Consider the following 15,190-nt stretch of genomic DNA (forward strand, 5'->3'; position numbering starts at 1 on the left):
TATCAGAAGCTGTAACGCATGGTCAGCTGGAGTTCGTCTTCTTCCTGCGCCATCCCGATAGGGCCAGACTGGAAGCGGCCCAGTGGCTCGTAGCCGCCGAGACCGGCGGATTCGCCTTCAGGATGCCCCGGATAGGCAGCGGTGAATGGATCCCACGGATTGCAGGTGCGGCAGTCGTCGAACTTGCGGGCACCAGTGCCAACCTTGACGTTTGCACCAGCCGTCACGCGGAAGTTGTCGGTGACCAACCATTCGATAGATGGAGCAATCGCGGTGGCACCGGCACGGAAATCATGGGCGGTAATGAGTTGCGGGCTAAGACGGCCGTTCATATAGAAGCCCTTGATCAGTAGCGTACCAATCCAGTTCTCTTCCCAGTCCGGCATGCCGGCCTCTCCCAGCAGCCGCTGCTCGCGCTCATGGTCGAGAATATGCTGTCCGAAAATCTGGCCAGAGAAGAGGAAAGCCTGGCGTTCGTTGAGGAAGGGAATGAAGATGTTTTTGTCGGCACCGACAACGTAACGAACCACATCGGATTCAGAGTAGAGGTCTTCGCGCAGGGTGTTGGCGAACTCCTCGCCGGAGGTATAAGCGGTCTCCAGGCGGAACACGGTATCAATTCCCTGAGAGTAATAATCCAGCGAACCGCCGATCAGATTGACCCGGGGAAAGTGGATGTCGAAGGCGATCAGGCTTGGCCACACGGCAGTCTCGCCGGTGAACGCGTTCTGTGCCAGGATACCCCCACGGAGTGACGGTAACTGGGAACGGTAGGTCAGGGCGTTCAGCGAGAAACCGAGGTCGCCATAGACACCTTCCATCTTAAGACCCAGCTGGGTATTGGACAGGCTCCAGCTGGGCATATGGGCCTTGCGGATACCGATTTGCCTGGGGCCGAAGTCAGTGGCCACCTCGCCATTGGCAAAATTGGAAACGGTGCCGCCGTTTTCCCACAGGCTGTTCATGCCCCGGAAGAAGCAGCCGGCATCAAGGATAACGTTGGGCTGACCACACTGGCCGATGTCATGGGGGCGGAACTTGTCGAAGTTCCACACCAACTGGAAGTTGAGATCGTCAAAGGCAAAGCCGTCGAAAACCTCGGTGGGCCCCATACGGTAATCGGTACGGAGGATCCACATGGGAATGCGGATGTCTTCCAGTTCGTCGTAGATGTTGTTGCGGGAAAAGTCCACGGGGTTGATGACGTCCAGTACGCGGAAGAGGTCAGTGCGGCCCCAGATAACCTGTTGCTTGCCCAGGCGGGTGCTCAGGATGTCCCCGTTGGAAAATCTCACATCAAAGTCGGCATAGAGTTCCCGAATGAAGTCAGCGCGGTCGTTAAATTCCTGAAACCGCATATCGTTGGAATCCTTGTCCAGATAGCCATCGATACAGCCCCGCTCGTCCTTGTCACAGGGGCGAACTGGTACGCCGAAGCTGACACCGCCGTCCGTGCTGTGAAGGTTTTCACCCAGCACGATCATGCCTTCATTGGGGTTGTTGGATTCGTCGAAGGAGTTGGGCAGTTTCAGGCCGCCCCCGTGGGGAACCGTGGCGTCGGGACCGGCTACCCGATTCTCCAGTTGCACCGGACCACCGGCATGTCGGCCGTATTCATCGTCATTGAGATCGTAGACACCGTCGTAACTGCCTCGCAGGGTGGCGTTGAAGGAAACGTTGCTGAAGATGCCAACGTCGCCTGCTCTTTTCTCCGCTTCCAGTTGCAGGGTGTTGCGGAATTTCGAAAGCCCCACGCCATCTCGGCCGTAGGTGGCATTCTCGTAGAATCCGTTAACCCGGGTATCCTCCTGGGCCACGGCCGAACTGAGTGGAAACAGCGCCAGGGTGGCACTACCCGCAAGGGTGCAGCACCAGAACCTCAGGCCTCTTATTGTTGTTTGCATGGCATGTCCTCGTTACAGGTTTTATTGGAGCGTCCTACCGGGCTCAGGCCCGGTATGGCTCTCCCGGCACAAACCCATCTTCCTGTTCCCGCGAGGGGCCAGACGATGGAGATGGTGTAGGTGTGTGACGGTCGGCATGCAGAATGCCGTCTTCGTCGGCGTAAACATCGGTGACAAAGCGTGGCTTGAACACCAGTACCCAGGAGGGCACCAGCAGCATTGCAGCCAGGCCATTGATCACGATCATGACGCACAGCAGCAATGCGGCGTCGGACTGGAATCGCAGGTCCGAGAAGATGACCCACATGATGATCCCGGCCATTAGCGTCAGAGCCGTGAAGCTGATGGCCATACCGGTGGTGGAAATAGCGCGTCTGACGGCGTCCCGCAGGTTACCGAACCGGGCCATTTCCTCCCGGATGCGGTCCATCATGTAGATGGAATAATCGATGCCAACGCCAATGCCCACGGCTATCACCGGCACGGTATTGATATCGATGCTCAGTCCGTTGAGTCCCATGTAGGCGTAGGTGAGTGTGGTGGCAAACAGCATCGCCAGCAGCATCATCAGTCCGGCATGCCAGGAGGTGTAGAACAGCATCACGAAGATGAAAATCAGCAGGAAGACCAGCGGAAGCACGATCACATTGGTTTCAAAGGCTGATTCGTTCATTGCAGCGGCAACGCCGAGGGTGCCGCCGGCAAGGCGAATGGTCAGGCCCTCAACGCTGTCGCCGTTTTCCGCGATCCACTGCTTGGCCATGTGGATGGCACGGCGAATGGTCTCGCCCTGACGGTCCTTGTAATAGAACACCAGGTTGGCGACGCGGTCGTCGGTATCGTTGAATTCGTCCAGTGCCCCGGGAATCGGGCTGGACGCCATGTAGGTGAACATCAGGCCGCCGACATAGCCGGCATCGTGAGGAATCTGGTACCAGCGGGGGTCATCATTGTGCATCAGGCGATTGACCTGCTTGACCAGATCGGGAAGGCCCTTGCTGCCGCCCACTTCCGGATCCTGCAGCATGTGGGATTGCAGATCTGACAGGGCTGCCAGCACTTCCGGCCGTTTCAGCCCGCCGTTCTCCTCGGCTTCAGCAACGATGTAAAGCTCTTCGGAACCGGGGAAGCGGTCATTCACCACACGTGACGAGATGTTGTAGTCGTGATCCGGGTAAAGGATGGGCGAGCCTGGTTCGGAATCACCGATCTGTACATTGGACGACGCCAGCAGTCCGGCTATCATCGCGAGGGCCGCTGTGCCCAGAATGAGCTTTGCCGCACCGGGGCGGGTAACAATGCGGGAACAGCTGGCGCCAATGTGGCGCAGGGCAGTCTCACGAATTTCCGGATTTTTGGGCGTTGGCAGAATGGACAACAACAGGGGCACGCCAATCAGCACGGTGAATACCACGGTGATCGCCCACAGAGAGGCATAGATACCCAGATGTGTATTCAGGGGTATGGAGCCAATGGCAATCAGTGACAGACCGATGGCATCGGAAACCACCCCGAGGGATCCGGGGCGGAACAGGCTGTCAAAGGTGGCTTTCGCCGCCTCAGGCCCATTTCCACGCTCCAGGGTTTCGGCGTAATAGCGTTCCACCAGCTGTACGCCGTGGCTCATGGCCCTTGCTGCAATCAAAAAGGGGATAACCAGCCCAAGTGGGTCCAGGTTGTAGCCAAGCAGGCTGATAATCCCAAGGCCCCAGATCGTGGAGACAAGCACACCGCCCAGGGGAATCAGAACACCGTAGGCCTTGCGGAAGTGGAAGATAAGCAGCGCCAGCATGGTCACCACGGTGAAGATGAAGATCTGGAGAATCTGTTCCATGTAGGTGTACGCCCAGCCAACAAGTACCGGCTGTCCCGTGGCATAGATCCTGACGCCGGCCTGCTCTTCCTCGGCCCGCAACTGCTGGAGTTGGGCAAAGGTTTTTTCGTAGTCCAGCTTGCCTTCAATGAGCTGTGCCTTGACCAGGGCCATTTTCATATCCGGTGACACCAGCGGGCCGTAAACCCTTGGGTTGGCGGACACATCCGCCTTCATGGCTTTGAGGGCCGCCTCGGAGTATTCCCCGGATGTAGAGTCGTAATAGGGCTCGGAATTGATGCTGCCAACTTCCGTCAGCCAGATCTTGCGGGAGTTGCGGTGAGTCACGCTGGAAACCAGGTTGTGGTTAACCCCCGGCAGGTTGTCTACCGCCTGGGTGATCCGGTCGATCCTGGCGAGGTTCTCATTGGTGAAGATGTCGCCTCCCTCGAACTCGATACCGACCGTGAGAACATTGGCGCCGCCGAAGCTGTCCTTGATGCTGTTATGCAGCTCGATGTACGGGTGCTGCTGCGGCAGAAGGTCGGCGAAATCGGTATAGATTTTCAGTCCGGGAATGCGCAGTGCGAATGCCAGTGTGAGAATGGCTATAACGCTCAACACCTTGCGCGGGTTGTTGAAAATCCATAACTCCAGTAGATGCAGGAGATGGGTAAAACGATGCAATCCAGCCATGGTGGAGTTCCTCAGTCAGTGCTGGCCGAGTAGGCCACGGGAATATCAAGATTCAGCAGAAGGCCACGACCACCGGCAGCGAGCAGTTGGTGGTTGGGAAGTAGAAGGCCGCTGCGCAGATACAGGGGCTGGTCAGAGGTGGAAATCTTCTGCCAGGACTGGCCCACGTACTTCAGCACTGTGGCGTTATCCGCCAGGGCATACAGCCCGGAGGCTCCGGAAACGAAACCGAAGACGGGCGCATTGATTCCGGTGGGGGATTTTTCCCAGCTCTCGCCACCGTCAGTGGTGTGGTAAATAAAACCGTTCAGGCCACCGACCCAACCCTCCTCCGCTGAGCGGAAATAGCTGGCGTGGGCATAAAACTCCTCTGGCAGGTAGCCGGCATAATCCCAGTTGTCGCCACCGTCGCCGGTGGTGAGCACCAGGCCGTATTCGCCCGTGGCGAAGGCCTTGCTGGAATCGACGAACTGCAGGTTGTTGAGGATGGCGTCCTCGTTGAGGGAGGTTTCGGTCCAGGTCTCACCCTGATCGGCGCTGCCCTGGATAGTGGTGAAGCTACCTGCTGCCCACCAGCCTCCGTCGGGGGCACAAGCCGCAGTCATCATCTGTTCCTGGCTGGGCAGGGCGTGCGCTGTCCAGTTTTCAGCGCTGGCATCGCCGTGCCAGATTTTGTTGTCGAAGGTCAGTGCAATAAAGCTCTGGTCCGGGCAGACATCCAGGGCAAGAAAGCTGTCGGAGGTGGGGGTCTGCCGGCTCCAGGTCTCGCCATTGTCGGAGCTGACCAGTACAACACCGTTGTTGCCGGAGAGAACAATAACGTCATTGTTGCGGGCCATGGCCTGATAGAAGTCTGTCCGCTTGACCGCCTGTTGCGACTGCTCGCGAACAGCCTCCAGGTTCAGGGGAGCTTCGCAGCCCGTAAGCAGCAGTGCGGATAGTCCGGCCAGCGATACGGCCTTGCCGGCGGTGCGCCATGTGCGCAATTGGGCATTTCGCATTTTATGTCACCGTCTTTGTTTTTGTGGATAAAGCGACTGAGGGTGAGATAGCAACGCTTATGCCATGCGCGGAAAAATTGCGTTAAGGTATTGATAGAATTTAGAAAATAAAGAGTTTTGTGCGTGCTTGATGCGGATTATACGGAAAGTCTGGATGGTTGATTTTTATCAAATGATCAAGTGAAAAAGGCACTTTCCGATTTCGTGAAGTGAGAGTCGAAGGGGGATGACGTCCTTGTCGGTGAGAGTCTTTCAGTAATTAGTGTTCCGCCAGAACACCCGATTTTTTGAGTCTGTAGGCGAGTGCGGGACGGGTCAGGCCCAGTATGCGGGCAGCCCCTGAAACATTCTGGTTTGCTTCTTCCATGGCGCGGCGCATCAGCGTTTCTTCGACATCGTCCAGGCCGATGCCATTTTCCAGTATCTGACTGGCCCAATCACCTCCGGACGCTTTACACGATTCTTCGACGAGCTGGCCGCGGCTGTCGACCACGCCCTGAGGCTGACTTGATTGCGGTTCCGGAACGCCTGCAAAAAGCGATTCCCGACTGATGGACTCGTTGTTATCGGTCAGGATCACGCCACGCTCCATCACATTTTCCAGTTCCCGGATGTTACCGGGCCAGTGATAATGCAGGCAGAGTTCAAGGGCCTTGTCTGAAAGGCCAAGCGTGCGTTTGTTGTATTCTGAATGAAATTTATTCAGGAAGTGTTCAGCCAGCAATGGCAGGTCTTCCAGTCGTTCCCGTAGCGGGGGAATTTTTACCGGAAACACATTGAGGCGGTAAAACAAGTCGGAGCGGAAGCGGCCTTCTTCCACGGCTTTTTCCAGGCTTTCATTCGTTGCTGCAATAACCCTTACATCCACAGCCCGTGTTCGATTGTCACCGACGCGCTCCAGTTCTCCTTCCTGCAACACTCGCAACAATGTGGCTTGGGCTCGGGGGGTGAGTTCCACCACTTCGTCGAGAAATATGGTGCCGCTGTTTGCCCGCTCAAAACGACCCGGCCTTGACTGATTTGCGCCGGTATAAGCCCCCTTTTCAACACCGAAAAGCTCGGCTTCGATAAGGTCTGGAGGGATAGCTGCGCAGTTCACTGCGATAAACGGCTGTTCAGCGCGTTCGCTGCGAAGGTGAACGCTGCGGGCAATAACTTCCTTGCCCACGCCCGTTTCACCCAGCAAAAGCACCGACACTTTACCCTGGGCGGCCTTGTCGATCATCTTGCAGACCTTGTTGTAGGAGGCTGACTGACCAATGCCATAATACTGCCCTTGCTGTTTCTCCAGGCTACTGCGTAATGAGCTGACCTGACTCTGAAGATCGTACAGCTCCTCAATAATGGGGTCTGCTTTGAAGTATTTGGTGAATTCTTCGGTGTCTTCCCATTCCTCTGCTGGTTTGCCGACAATCATGCATTTGTCATCGCCACAGCCACGGCAGCTGACTTCACGGAATATGATTTCCCTGCCCATGAAGGAGGAGGTATAGGCGCAGGCGTATCCGAGCAGGGACCAGCAGGCCGGTTCGTCCATCTGGCCCAGTTCCGTCTGGCAAATATCAACTTCAAAGGAGTCGATCCATTCCAGTTCGCAATAGAAGCCACCGGTTTCCTGATTGATATCGATCTCAATGGGAACGGCCTTGACCATGCCCTTAAGAGAGTGCAGTTGTGGCCCGGCGAGAAAAATATCCAGTTCACTGCAATGGGGCCGAAGTTTGCGGGCGAGTTCGGCATCTTTCAGCCCCGACTGGTATCCCAGGCGCAGGAACAACCCCTTGGCTCGCTCAATGCCCATGGTATTCACCATTTCACGGCGAAAGGCCGCCATGGCGCTGACCTGCATGAGCAGCATGCGCTGCTCGCCAAACCAGATTTTTCCCTCCGTGCTCTGGAATCGGATCTGTTCCGTAAGATCCTGAAAGTCCACATACTGCAGTTGTGGTTTGTAGGTAATAGCCATACTCGGGAGCCCCGTTTGTAATTGTTTGGGGTCGCATCCGGGAGAGGTTTTCCAGTGCGAAAGCAGCGGATCGCTACTCTCTTTTATCTAACACCCTATCCTTGTCGAAAATCAATCAAATGATGAAATTTCAGTCAAAAGTCATGTGCGTCGTATGAGCTGAGCATTTGCTCAGTTCGGGGTTCTGTTTTGATCAAATAGTAAAATTCCTTCCAGGTATTTCGTCCCTCTCGTTCAATAAATCCCTGCCCGTATTGTTGCCTGCCATCAAGTAAAAGTCCATATAAAACAATGTCATGATGGTAGATTTCGGCTTCTCGCCAGTTGCTTGGCACACCCGTTGCTCTGGTCCTGGTAACCGATAACAAACACAACGGTGCCAACAATGACCAACCAAGCGAAAAGCTTCGACGACATGCCCCGGTATATCCGGGTGCGCAGTGGGCCGGAAGACAGGTTCGTGGAGTTCGACTTTGCCATCGGCTACCCCGAACTGTTTGTTGAGCTCGTGCTTCCACGGAATGCCTTCGAGATTTTCTGCCGGCATAACAAGGTGATCCACATGGATTCCGACATGATCCGCGAGATCGATGCCGACATGATCAAGTGGCGTTTCGGAGAGAAAGGCCACCGTTAACCAACCTTCAATCGATTTTTCACTCACAACAACAAGACGGTAAGTTGATATGAGCATTGAAATCAAAACCAACTCGGTGGAACCCATCCGCCAGACATTCGGGCATATCGCTCGTCGTTTCGGTGACAAGCCGGCGTCCCGCTATCAGGAGGCCAGCTATGATCTCGAAGCCAAGACCAATTTTCACTATCGCCCATTGTGGGATTCCAGGTACACGCTGAATGACCCGACCCGCACGGCGATCCGCATGGAAGACTGGTACGCGATCACTGACCCCCGTCAGTTTTACTACGGAGCCTACGTCGGCAACCGCGCCAAGATGCAGGAAGCAGCGGAGACCAGTTTTGGGTTCTGTGAAAAGCGGAATCTGCTGACCCGCCTGCCGGAAGCTACCCAGAAGCAGTTGCTCAGGTTGCTGGTACCTCTGCGCCACGTAGAGCTCGGCGCCAACATGAACAACAGCAAGATCGCCGGCGATGTCAACGCCACGACTGTCTCTCAGATCCACATCTACCAGGCTATGGATCGCCTGGGCATCGGTCAGTATCTGTCCCGCATCGCGCTGATGCTTGATGGCAGTACAGGTGCCGGCCTGGATGAGTCCAAGGGTTACTGGATGGATGACGAGCTATGGCAGCCCATGCGCAAGCTGGTGGAAGACACCCTGGTGGTGGACGACTGGTTTGAACTGACACTGGTTCAGAACCTGCTGATCGACGGCCAGCTGTACCCACTGATTTACGAAAAAATGGATGAGTGGCTCGGCGAACAGGGTGCGGAAGACGTCTCCATGCTGACTGAATTCATGCGTGACTGGTTCAAGGAATCGCTGCGCTGGACCAACGCCATGATCAAGGCGGTGGTCGGTGAAAGTGACGCTAACCGCGACCAGCTTCAGGTCTGGATCGACCAATGGGAGCCACAGGTATACAACGCACTCAAGCCGCTGGCGGAAGCCACTGCCGGAATTGAAGCCCTGGATGAAATCCGGGCACAACTTGCCACACGCCTCAAAAAGTTCGGACTGCATAGCCAGGGAGTATCCGCATGAGCCAGCTCGTATTTATCGCCTTCCAGGACAACGACAACGCCCGCTATCTGGTGGAAGCCATTGCTGAAGACAACCCGGAAGCAGAGGTTCAGCACCAGCCGGCAATGATCCGGATCCAGGCGGAAAAGCGCCTGGTAATCAACCGCGAAACCATGGAAGAAAAGCTTGGTCGTGACTGGGACGTGCAGGAGATGCTGATCGACGTGATTAGTATCGGCGGCAATGTCGACGAAGACGACGACCACTTCATTCTTCAGTGGACCTGATCAGGAGAAACACCATGGCTATTAAAAATAAAAAGCTCAATCTGAAAGACAAATACCAGTACCTGACCCGGGATATGGCCTGGGAACCGACTTACCAGAAAAAGAAAGATATTTTTCCGGATGAGGACTTTGAAGGCATCAAGATTACTGACTGGTCTCAGTGGGAAGACCCGTTCCGTCTGACCATGGACGCCTACTGGAAGTACCAGGCGGAGAAAGAGAAAAAGCTGTACGCCATTTTCGATGCCTTTGCCCAGAACAACGGTCACCAGAACATTTCTGATGCTCGTTACGTCAACGCATTGAAGCTGTTCCTGACCGGTGTGTCTCCGCTTGAACACGCGGCATTCCAAGGGTACGCCCGAGTTGGCCGCCAGTTCAGTGGTGCCGGGGCGCGGGTTGCCTGCCAGATGCAGGCCATCGACGAGCTGCGTCATTCCCAGACCCAGCAGCACGCCATGAGCCACTACAACAAACACTTCAATGGTCTGCATGATGCCGCGCACATGCACGACCGGGTGTGGTTCCTGTCGGTGCCCAAGTCATTCTTTGACGACGCCCGTTCGGCAGGACCATTCGAGTTCCTGACAGCGATCTCGTTCTCATTCGAGTATGTGCTGACCAACCTGCTGTTCGTGCCGTTCATGTCCGGCGCCGCCTACAACGGCGATATGGCCACCGTCACTTTCGGTTTCTCGGCCCAGTCCGACGAGGCACGGCATATGACTCTGGGCCTTGAGGTGATCAAGTTCATCCTTGAGCAGCATGAAGACAACGTACCTATCGTCCAGCGCTGGATCGACAAGTGGTTCTGGCGTGGTTTCCGCCTGCTGAGCCTGGTGGGAATGATGATGGACTACATGCTGCCGAACAAGGTCATGTCCTGGGCCGAAGCCTGGGAGGTGTATTACGAGCAGAACGGTGGTGCGCTGTTCAAGGACCTTGAGCGTTATGGCATTCGCCCGCCCAAGTATCAGGACATTGCCAATGATGCCAAGCACCATGTAAGTCATCAGGCCTGGAGCACCTTCTACCAGTACAGCCACGCCACCAACTTCCACACCTGGATGCCGGAGAAGGAAGAGATGGATTGGTTGTCTCAGAAGTATCCGGACACCTTCGACAGGTACTACCGCCCGCGTTTCGAGCATTGGGCGAAAGAGCATGCGGAGGGCCGTCGCTTCTACAACAACACCCTGCCGCAGCTGTGCCAGGTGTGCCAGATTCCGACCATTTTCACCGAGAAAGATGACCCAACGATGCTCAGCCACCGGCAGATTGTGCATGAGGGTGAACGTTTCCACTTCTGCTCGGATGGCTGCTGCGACATCTTCAAGAACGAGCCGGAGAAGTACGTGCAGGCCTGGTTGCCGGTGCATCAGATTTACCAGGGCAACTGCGAGGGTAGTGATGTCGAGACGGTGGTGTCGAAGTACTACCACATCAACATCGGCGAGGACAATTTCGAGTACATCGGGTCCCCGGACCACAAGCGCTGGCTGTCTATCAAGGGCAAATCATCCGATGCCAAGGATGCGAAGGGAGAGAGTGCCGATCAGGACGCTGCCTGATCCGGGATGCGCCCGGGATCAGGCAGTGCCGGGCGTTCTACCTATAAAACAACAAGGTGATGATCATGAGTGTAAATGCCTTATATGACTACAAATTTGAATCCAGGGACAAAGTAGAAAACTTCCATGGTATGCAGGTGCTCTACATCTACTGGCCGCACCATTTGATGTTCTGTTCACCGGTTGCCGTGATGGTTTCACCGGACATGACATTCGGCGACTTCCTGGAGCAGGTGCTAAAGCCTGCGTTTGCCAGCCATCCCGACAGTGCCAAAGCGGACTTTGTGAAAGCCGAATGGAAGCTGAACGACGAACCGTTCACGCCCGTTATGTCCGCCACCATGAAGGACAGCGGGATTGACCACAAGAGCATGCTGACAGTGACCACACCTGGCCTGGATGGCATCAGCGGTTCCGGATCCTGAGGTAAACGTCATGAGTTATACAGTCACCGTAGAGCCAATCGGCGAACAGATTGAAGTGGAGGATGGCCAGACTATCCTCCAGGCCGCCCTGCGACAGGGTGTCTGGCTTCCTTTTGCTTGCGGTCATGGCACTTGTGCCACCTGCAAGGTTCAGGTTGTCGAAGGCGATGTCGAAATTGGCGATGCCTCCCCCTTTGCCCTGATGGATGTCGAGCGGGACGAGGGTAAGGTGCTGGCCTGCTGCGCCACCGTAGAAAGCGATGTCACCATCGAAGCAGACATTGATGTGGACGAGGACTTTGAGGGTTACCCGGTTGAAGACTATGCGGCAACGGTCACCGATATCGTTGAGCTGTCCCCGACCATCAAGGGTGTCCACCTGAAACTCGACCGCCCGATGACTTTCCAGGCCGGCCAGTACATCAACATTGAGCTGCCGGGTGTTGATGGCCCAAGAGCCTTCTCCCTGGCCAATCCGCCCAGCAAGGCTGATGAAGTGGAACTTCATGTGCGTCTGGTAGACGGCGGGGCCGCGACCACCTACATCCATCAGGACCTGAAAGTAGGTGAGAAGCTGCATCTGTCAGGCCCATATGGCCAGTTTTTCGTGCGCAGCTCGCAGCCGGGAAACCTGATTTTCATCGCCGGGGGGTCGGGACTCTCAAGCCCCCAATCCATGATTCTTGATCTTCTGGAGCAGAACGATGATCGCCAGATCACCCTTTTCCAGGGGGCCCGTAATCTGGACGAGCTCTATAACCATGAGCTGTTCGAGGGCCTGGCCCGTGACAACGATAACTTCAGCTATGTGCCGGCGTTGAGCCAGGCAGATGAAGATAGTGACTGGCAGGGCTTCCGGGGCTACGTACACGACGCTGCAAAGGAACATTTCGATGGCCGTTTCTCCGAGCACAAGGCCTATCTGTGCGGACCGCCGCCGATGATTGATGCCGCCATTACGACATTGATGCGGGGCCGGTTGTTTGAGCGGGACATCTTCATGGAGAAATTCCTGACAGCGGCTGACGGTGCGGAAGAAACCCAGCGCTCGGCACTGTTCAAGAAGATCTGAACGGAGGTGTGCTGTGGCTAATGGCTTCCAGATTACCAATCGGACAACCGGGCAGAGCTTTACCTGCTGTGAGGGGCAAAGCGTACTCAAAGCCATGGAACAGCGAGGCCTCAAGTGTGTACCCGTTGGTTGCAGGGGCGGTGGATGTGGTTACTGCAAAATCCGGGTAGTGGACGGTGAATTCGAGTGCGGAAAGATGAGCAAGGCCCATGTTCCGCCTGAAGCCATTGAACAGGGGGAGGTACTGGCCTGCCGGATCTACCCCCTGACTGATCTGATCATTGAGTGCCTGCCGCCAACGGTGGCCGGTCTTCCAAACAGGCAAACAAAAACAACAGCGTTGAGGTAATTGTCATGAAAAAAGGTGTAATGCGTCCCGGCCACGTACAGATCCGTGTTCTCGATATGGATGAAGCCGTTAAACACTATTCGGACCTGCTAGGTCTGATCGAAACCGACCGTGATGAACAGGGCCGTGTGTACCTGAAGGCCTGGACCGAGGTGGACAAGTTCTCCGTGGTTCTGCGCGAGGCGGACGAGCCAGGTTGTGACTTCATGGGCTTCAAAGTCGTCGATGAAGCAGCTCTGGTGCAACTGGAGAAGGACCTGATGGAGTTCGGCGTGGATGTCGAACAGGTCCCGGAAGGCGAGTTGAAGGACTGTGGCCGCCGGGTCCGTTTCACCGTGCCCTCCGGCCATACCTTTGAGCTATTCGCCGACAAGCTGTACACCGGAAAATGGGGTGTCACGGAGGTTAACCCGGAAGCCTGGCCCCGCGGCCTGGATGGCATGAAAGCGGTTCGGTTTGACCACTGCCTGTTTTATGGCCCTGAACTTGCGGCCACCTACGACATTTTTGTCAATGTATTGGGCTTCCATCTGGCCGAACAGGTTCTTGACGGCGACGGTACGCGCATTGCCCAGTTCCTGACTGTGTCGATGAAAGAGCACGACATTGCCTTCATCCACCATGAAGAGCCGGGCAAGTTCCACCACGCGTCATTTTTCCTGGAAACCTGGGAAGACGTACTGCGTGCCGCGGACCTGATCTCCATGACCGATACCTCCATCGATATCGGCCCGACCCGTCATGGCCTGACCCACGGCAAAACCATTTACTTCTTCGACCCGTCCGGCAACCGCAACGAGGTGTTCTGTGGTGGTGACTACACCTACCCGGATCACAAGCCGGTGACCTGGCAGGCCGAGCAGTTGGGTAAGGCCATCTTCTACCACGACCGGGTACTGAATGAACGGTTCCTGACGGTTTTGACCTGACTTTACTACCGTTCGACAGGACCATCCAGAACAGGATTAAGCAGCAATGAAAGATATCAAACACTACATCAACGGGCAGTATGTTGGTTCCGCCAGCGGAAAGCTGTTCGACAACGTTAACCCGGCAGACGGCAAAGTGATCAGCAAGGTTCACGAGGCCGGTCGGGAAGAGGTGGATGCCGCTGTCAGGGCAGCGAAAGCTGCACTGCGTGGCCCCTGGGGCAAGATGACGCTGGAAGAACGCACCAGCATCCTGCACAAAGTAGCGGATGGCATCAACGCCCGATTTGACGAGTTCCTGGAGGCGGAATGTCTCGATACCGGCAAGCCGAAATCCATGGCCAGCCATATCGACATTCCCCGGGGCGCGGCTAACTTCAAGGTGTTCGCGGACATGATCAAGAACGTGCCCACGGAATCCTTTGAAATGCCCACACCGGACGGTACCGGTGCACTGAACTATGCCGTGCGTCGGCCCAAAGGTGTGATTGGCGTTATCAGTCCCTGGAACCTGCCCCTGCTCCTGATGACCTGGAAGGTTGGCCCCGCTTTGGCTTGTGGGAACACTGTGGTGGTCAAGCCTTCCGAGGAAACCCCCACTACCACCGCCCTGCTGGGCGAGGTGATGAAAGACGCCGGCGTGCCGGATGGGGTGTTCAATGTCATTCATGGCTTTGGCGGTAATTCAGCAGGTGCGTTCCTCACCGAGCATCCGCTGGTGGACGGTTTTACTTTCACCGGCGAAACCGGTACCGGCGAAGTCATCATGAAGGCGGCCGCCAAAGGCATCCGGGACATCTCCCTGGAACTGGGCGGCAAGAACGCCGGCCTGGTGTTTGCCGACTGCGACATGGACAAGGCCATCGAGGGCACCATGCGCTCTGCCTTCGCCAACTGTGGACAGGTATGCCTGGGCACCGAGCGGGTGTATGTGGAGCGCCCCATCTTCGACGAGTTTGTGGGCCGGCTGAAAGAAGCGGCAGAAGGTTTGAAGATCGGTCCGCCGGACGATGCCGAAGCTAACCTGGGGCCGCTTGTCAGTCTCAAGCATCGCGAGAAAGTTCTTTCCTACTATCAGAAAGCTGTTGATGACGGTGCCACTGTGGTTACCGGTGGTGGGGTTCCGGAAATGCCGGAAGAACTGGCCGGCGGTGCCTGGGTTCAGCCCACCATCTGGACCGGTTTGCCGGAAGATTCTGCGGTGATTACCGATGAGATCTTTGGCCCCTGTGTCCATCTGTGCCCGTTCGACAGTGAGGAAGAAGCTGTCGAGCTGGCCAATAGTCTCCCGTACGGGCTGGCGTCGGCGATCTGGAGCGAGAACATCTCCCGCGCCCATCGGGTAGCGGGCCAGATCGAAGCAGGCATTATCTGGGTCAACAGCTGGTTCTTGCGGGATTTGCGCACGCCGTTCGGTGGCAGCAAGCAGTCCGGTATTGGCCGCGAGGGCGGTGTGCACTCCCTGGAGTTCTACACCGAGATGAAAAACATCTGCGTGAAATTGTGAGCC

Annotated in this window: 13 protein-coding genes; 9 read left to right on the forward strand and 4 right to left on the reverse strand. The window is 56.1% G+C overall.

Going from position 1 to position 15,190, the window contains the following annotated elements:
- Positions 1 to 2 precede the first annotated feature (2 nt).
- The 4 genes from EHN06_RS02375 to EHN06_RS02390 form a co-directional block, all read right to left on the reverse strand.
- Positions 3 to 1,904 (reverse strand): DUF1302 family protein, encoded by a 1,902-nt coding sequence (locus EHN06_RS02375; RefSeq protein WP_127329837.1) that lies wholly within the window; start codon positions 1,902 to 1,904, stop codon positions 3 to 5.
- Positions 1,905 to 1,947: 43 nt separating this feature from the next.
- Positions 1,948 to 4,413, reverse strand: a complete 2,466-nt coding sequence (locus tag EHN06_RS02380) for an efflux RND transporter permease subunit (RefSeq protein ID WP_127329838.1) — start codon at positions 4,411 to 4,413, stop codon at positions 1,948 to 1,950.
- An 11-nt stretch (positions 4,414 to 4,424) separates the two neighbouring features.
- Positions 4,425 to 5,414, reverse strand: coding sequence for a WD40/YVTN/BNR-like repeat-containing protein (locus EHN06_RS02385; protein ID WP_127329840.1), 990 nt, complete (start codon positions 5,412 to 5,414; stop codon positions 4,425 to 4,427).
- Between the two features lie 259 nt (positions 5,415 to 5,673).
- Positions 5,674 to 7,380, reverse strand: a complete 1,707-nt coding sequence (locus EHN06_RS02390; RefSeq protein WP_127329842.1) for a sigma-54-dependent Fis family transcriptional regulator — start codon at positions 7,378 to 7,380, stop codon at positions 5,674 to 5,676.
- 385 nt (positions 7,381 to 7,765) lie between these two features.
- On the opposite strand from EHN06_RS02390, the gene EHN06_RS02395 reads away from it, so the two are divergent.
- The 9 genes from EHN06_RS02395 to EHN06_RS02435 all read left to right on the forward strand — a co-directional run bounded on the left by EHN06_RS02395 (position 7,766) and on the right by EHN06_RS02435 (position 15,187).
- On the forward strand, positions 7,766 to 8,017 hold the full coding sequence (locus EHN06_RS02395) for a phenol hydroxylase subunit (protein WP_127329844.1): 252 nt from the start codon (positions 7,766 to 7,768) through the stop codon (positions 8,015 to 8,017).
- A gap of 49 nt (positions 8,018 to 8,066) precedes the next feature.
- Positions 8,067 to 9,068 carry an aromatic/alkene monooxygenase hydroxylase subunit beta gene (locus EHN06_RS02400; protein WP_127329846.1) on the forward strand — a complete coding sequence of 334 codons (1,002 nt, stop codon included), beginning with the start codon at positions 8,067 to 8,069 and terminating at the stop codon, positions 9,066 to 9,068.
- Positions 9,065 to 9,334 carry an MmoB/DmpM family protein gene (locus tag EHN06_RS02405; protein ID WP_127329848.1) on the forward strand — a complete coding sequence of 90 codons (270 nt, stop codon included), beginning with the start codon at positions 9,065 to 9,067 and terminating at the stop codon, positions 9,332 to 9,334. Before EHN06_RS02400 ends, EHN06_RS02405 begins: the two co-directional genes overlap by 4 nt.
- A 14-nt stretch (positions 9,335 to 9,348) precedes the next feature.
- Positions 9,349 to 10,905 carry an aromatic/alkene/methane monooxygenase hydroxylase/oxygenase subunit alpha gene (locus tag EHN06_RS02410; protein WP_127329850.1) on the forward strand — a complete coding sequence of 519 codons (1,557 nt, stop codon included), beginning with the start codon at positions 9,349 to 9,351 and terminating at the stop codon, positions 10,903 to 10,905.
- A 65-nt stretch (positions 10,906 to 10,970) separates the two neighbouring features.
- Positions 10,971 to 11,330 (forward strand): phenol hydroxylase subunit P4, encoded by a 360-nt coding sequence (locus tag EHN06_RS02415; RefSeq protein ID WP_127329852.1) that lies wholly within the window; start codon positions 10,971 to 10,973, stop codon positions 11,328 to 11,330.
- A gap of 10 nt (positions 11,331 to 11,340) precedes the next feature.
- A complete protein-coding gene (locus tag EHN06_RS02420) occupies positions 11,341 to 12,402 on the forward strand; it encodes an NADH:ubiquinone reductase (Na(+)-transporting) subunit F (RefSeq protein ID WP_127329854.1) in 1,062 nt (353 codons plus the stop codon).
- A gap of 13 nt (positions 12,403 to 12,415) precedes the next feature.
- On the forward strand, positions 12,416 to 12,751 hold the full coding sequence (locus EHN06_RS02425) for a 2Fe-2S iron-sulfur cluster-binding protein (RefSeq protein ID WP_127329856.1): 336 nt from the start codon (positions 12,416 to 12,418) through the stop codon (positions 12,749 to 12,751).
- A 5-nt stretch (positions 12,752 to 12,756) separates the two neighbouring features.
- Entirely contained in the window at positions 12,757 to 13,680 is a 924-nt protein-coding gene (locus EHN06_RS02430) for a catechol 2,3-dioxygenase (RefSeq protein ID WP_127329858.1), read from the forward strand.
- 46 nt (positions 13,681 to 13,726) lie between these two features.
- The gene (locus EHN06_RS02435) at positions 13,727 to 15,187 is read left to right on the forward strand and encodes a 2-hydroxymuconic semialdehyde dehydrogenase (protein ID WP_127329860.1); all 1,461 of its coding nucleotides are present in this window, start codon (positions 13,727 to 13,729) and stop codon (positions 15,185 to 15,187) included.
- Positions 15,188 to 15,190 lie beyond the last annotated feature (3 nt).

Origin of the sequence: Marinobacter sp. NP-4(2019) (assembly GCF_003994855.1) — a bacterium.
Taxonomy (GTDB): domain Bacteria; phylum Pseudomonadota; class Gammaproteobacteria; order Pseudomonadales; family Oleiphilaceae; genus Marinobacter.

Excerpts from the sequence above, each read along its gene's own strand:
- EHN06_RS02420 (WP_127329854.1), top strand. The coding sequence starts at position 11,341 with ATGAGTTATACAGTCACCGTAGAGCCAATCGGCGAACAGATTGAAGTG.
- EHN06_RS02375 (WP_127329837.1), bottom strand. The coding sequence starts at position 1,904 with ATGCAAACAACAATAAGAGGCCTGAGGTTCTGGTGCTGCACCCTTGCG.
- EHN06_RS02435 (WP_127329860.1), top strand. The coding sequence starts at position 13,727 with ATGAAAGATATCAAACACTACATCAACGGGCAGTATGTTGGTTCCGCC.
- EHN06_RS02410 (WP_127329850.1), top strand. The coding sequence starts at position 9,349 with ATGGCTATTAAAAATAAAAAGCTCAATCTGAAAGACAAATACCAGTAC.
- EHN06_RS02390 (WP_127329842.1), bottom strand. The coding sequence starts at position 7,380 with ATGGCTATTACCTACAAACCACAACTGCAGTATGTGGACTTTCAGGAT.
- EHN06_RS02395 (WP_127329844.1), top strand. The coding sequence starts at position 7,766 with ATGACCAACCAAGCGAAAAGCTTCGACGACATGCCCCGGTATATCCGG.
- EHN06_RS02415 (WP_127329852.1), top strand. The coding sequence starts at position 10,971 with ATGAGTGTAAATGCCTTATATGACTACAAATTTGAATCCAGGGACAAA.
- EHN06_RS02430 (WP_127329858.1), top strand. The coding sequence starts at position 12,757 with ATGAAAAAAGGTGTAATGCGTCCCGGCCACGTACAGATCCGTGTTCTC.
- EHN06_RS02400 (WP_127329846.1), top strand. The coding sequence starts at position 8,067 with ATGAGCATTGAAATCAAAACCAACTCGGTGGAACCCATCCGCCAGACA.
- EHN06_RS02385 (WP_127329840.1), bottom strand. The coding sequence starts at position 5,414 with ATGCGAAATGCCCAATTGCGCACATGGCGCACCGCCGGCAAGGCCGTA.
- EHN06_RS02405 (WP_127329848.1), top strand. The coding sequence starts at position 9,065 with ATGAGCCAGCTCGTATTTATCGCCTTCCAGGACAACGACAACGCCCGC.
- EHN06_RS02380 (WP_127329838.1), bottom strand. The coding sequence starts at position 4,413 with ATGGCTGGATTGCATCGTTTTACCCATCTCCTGCATCTACTGGAGTTA.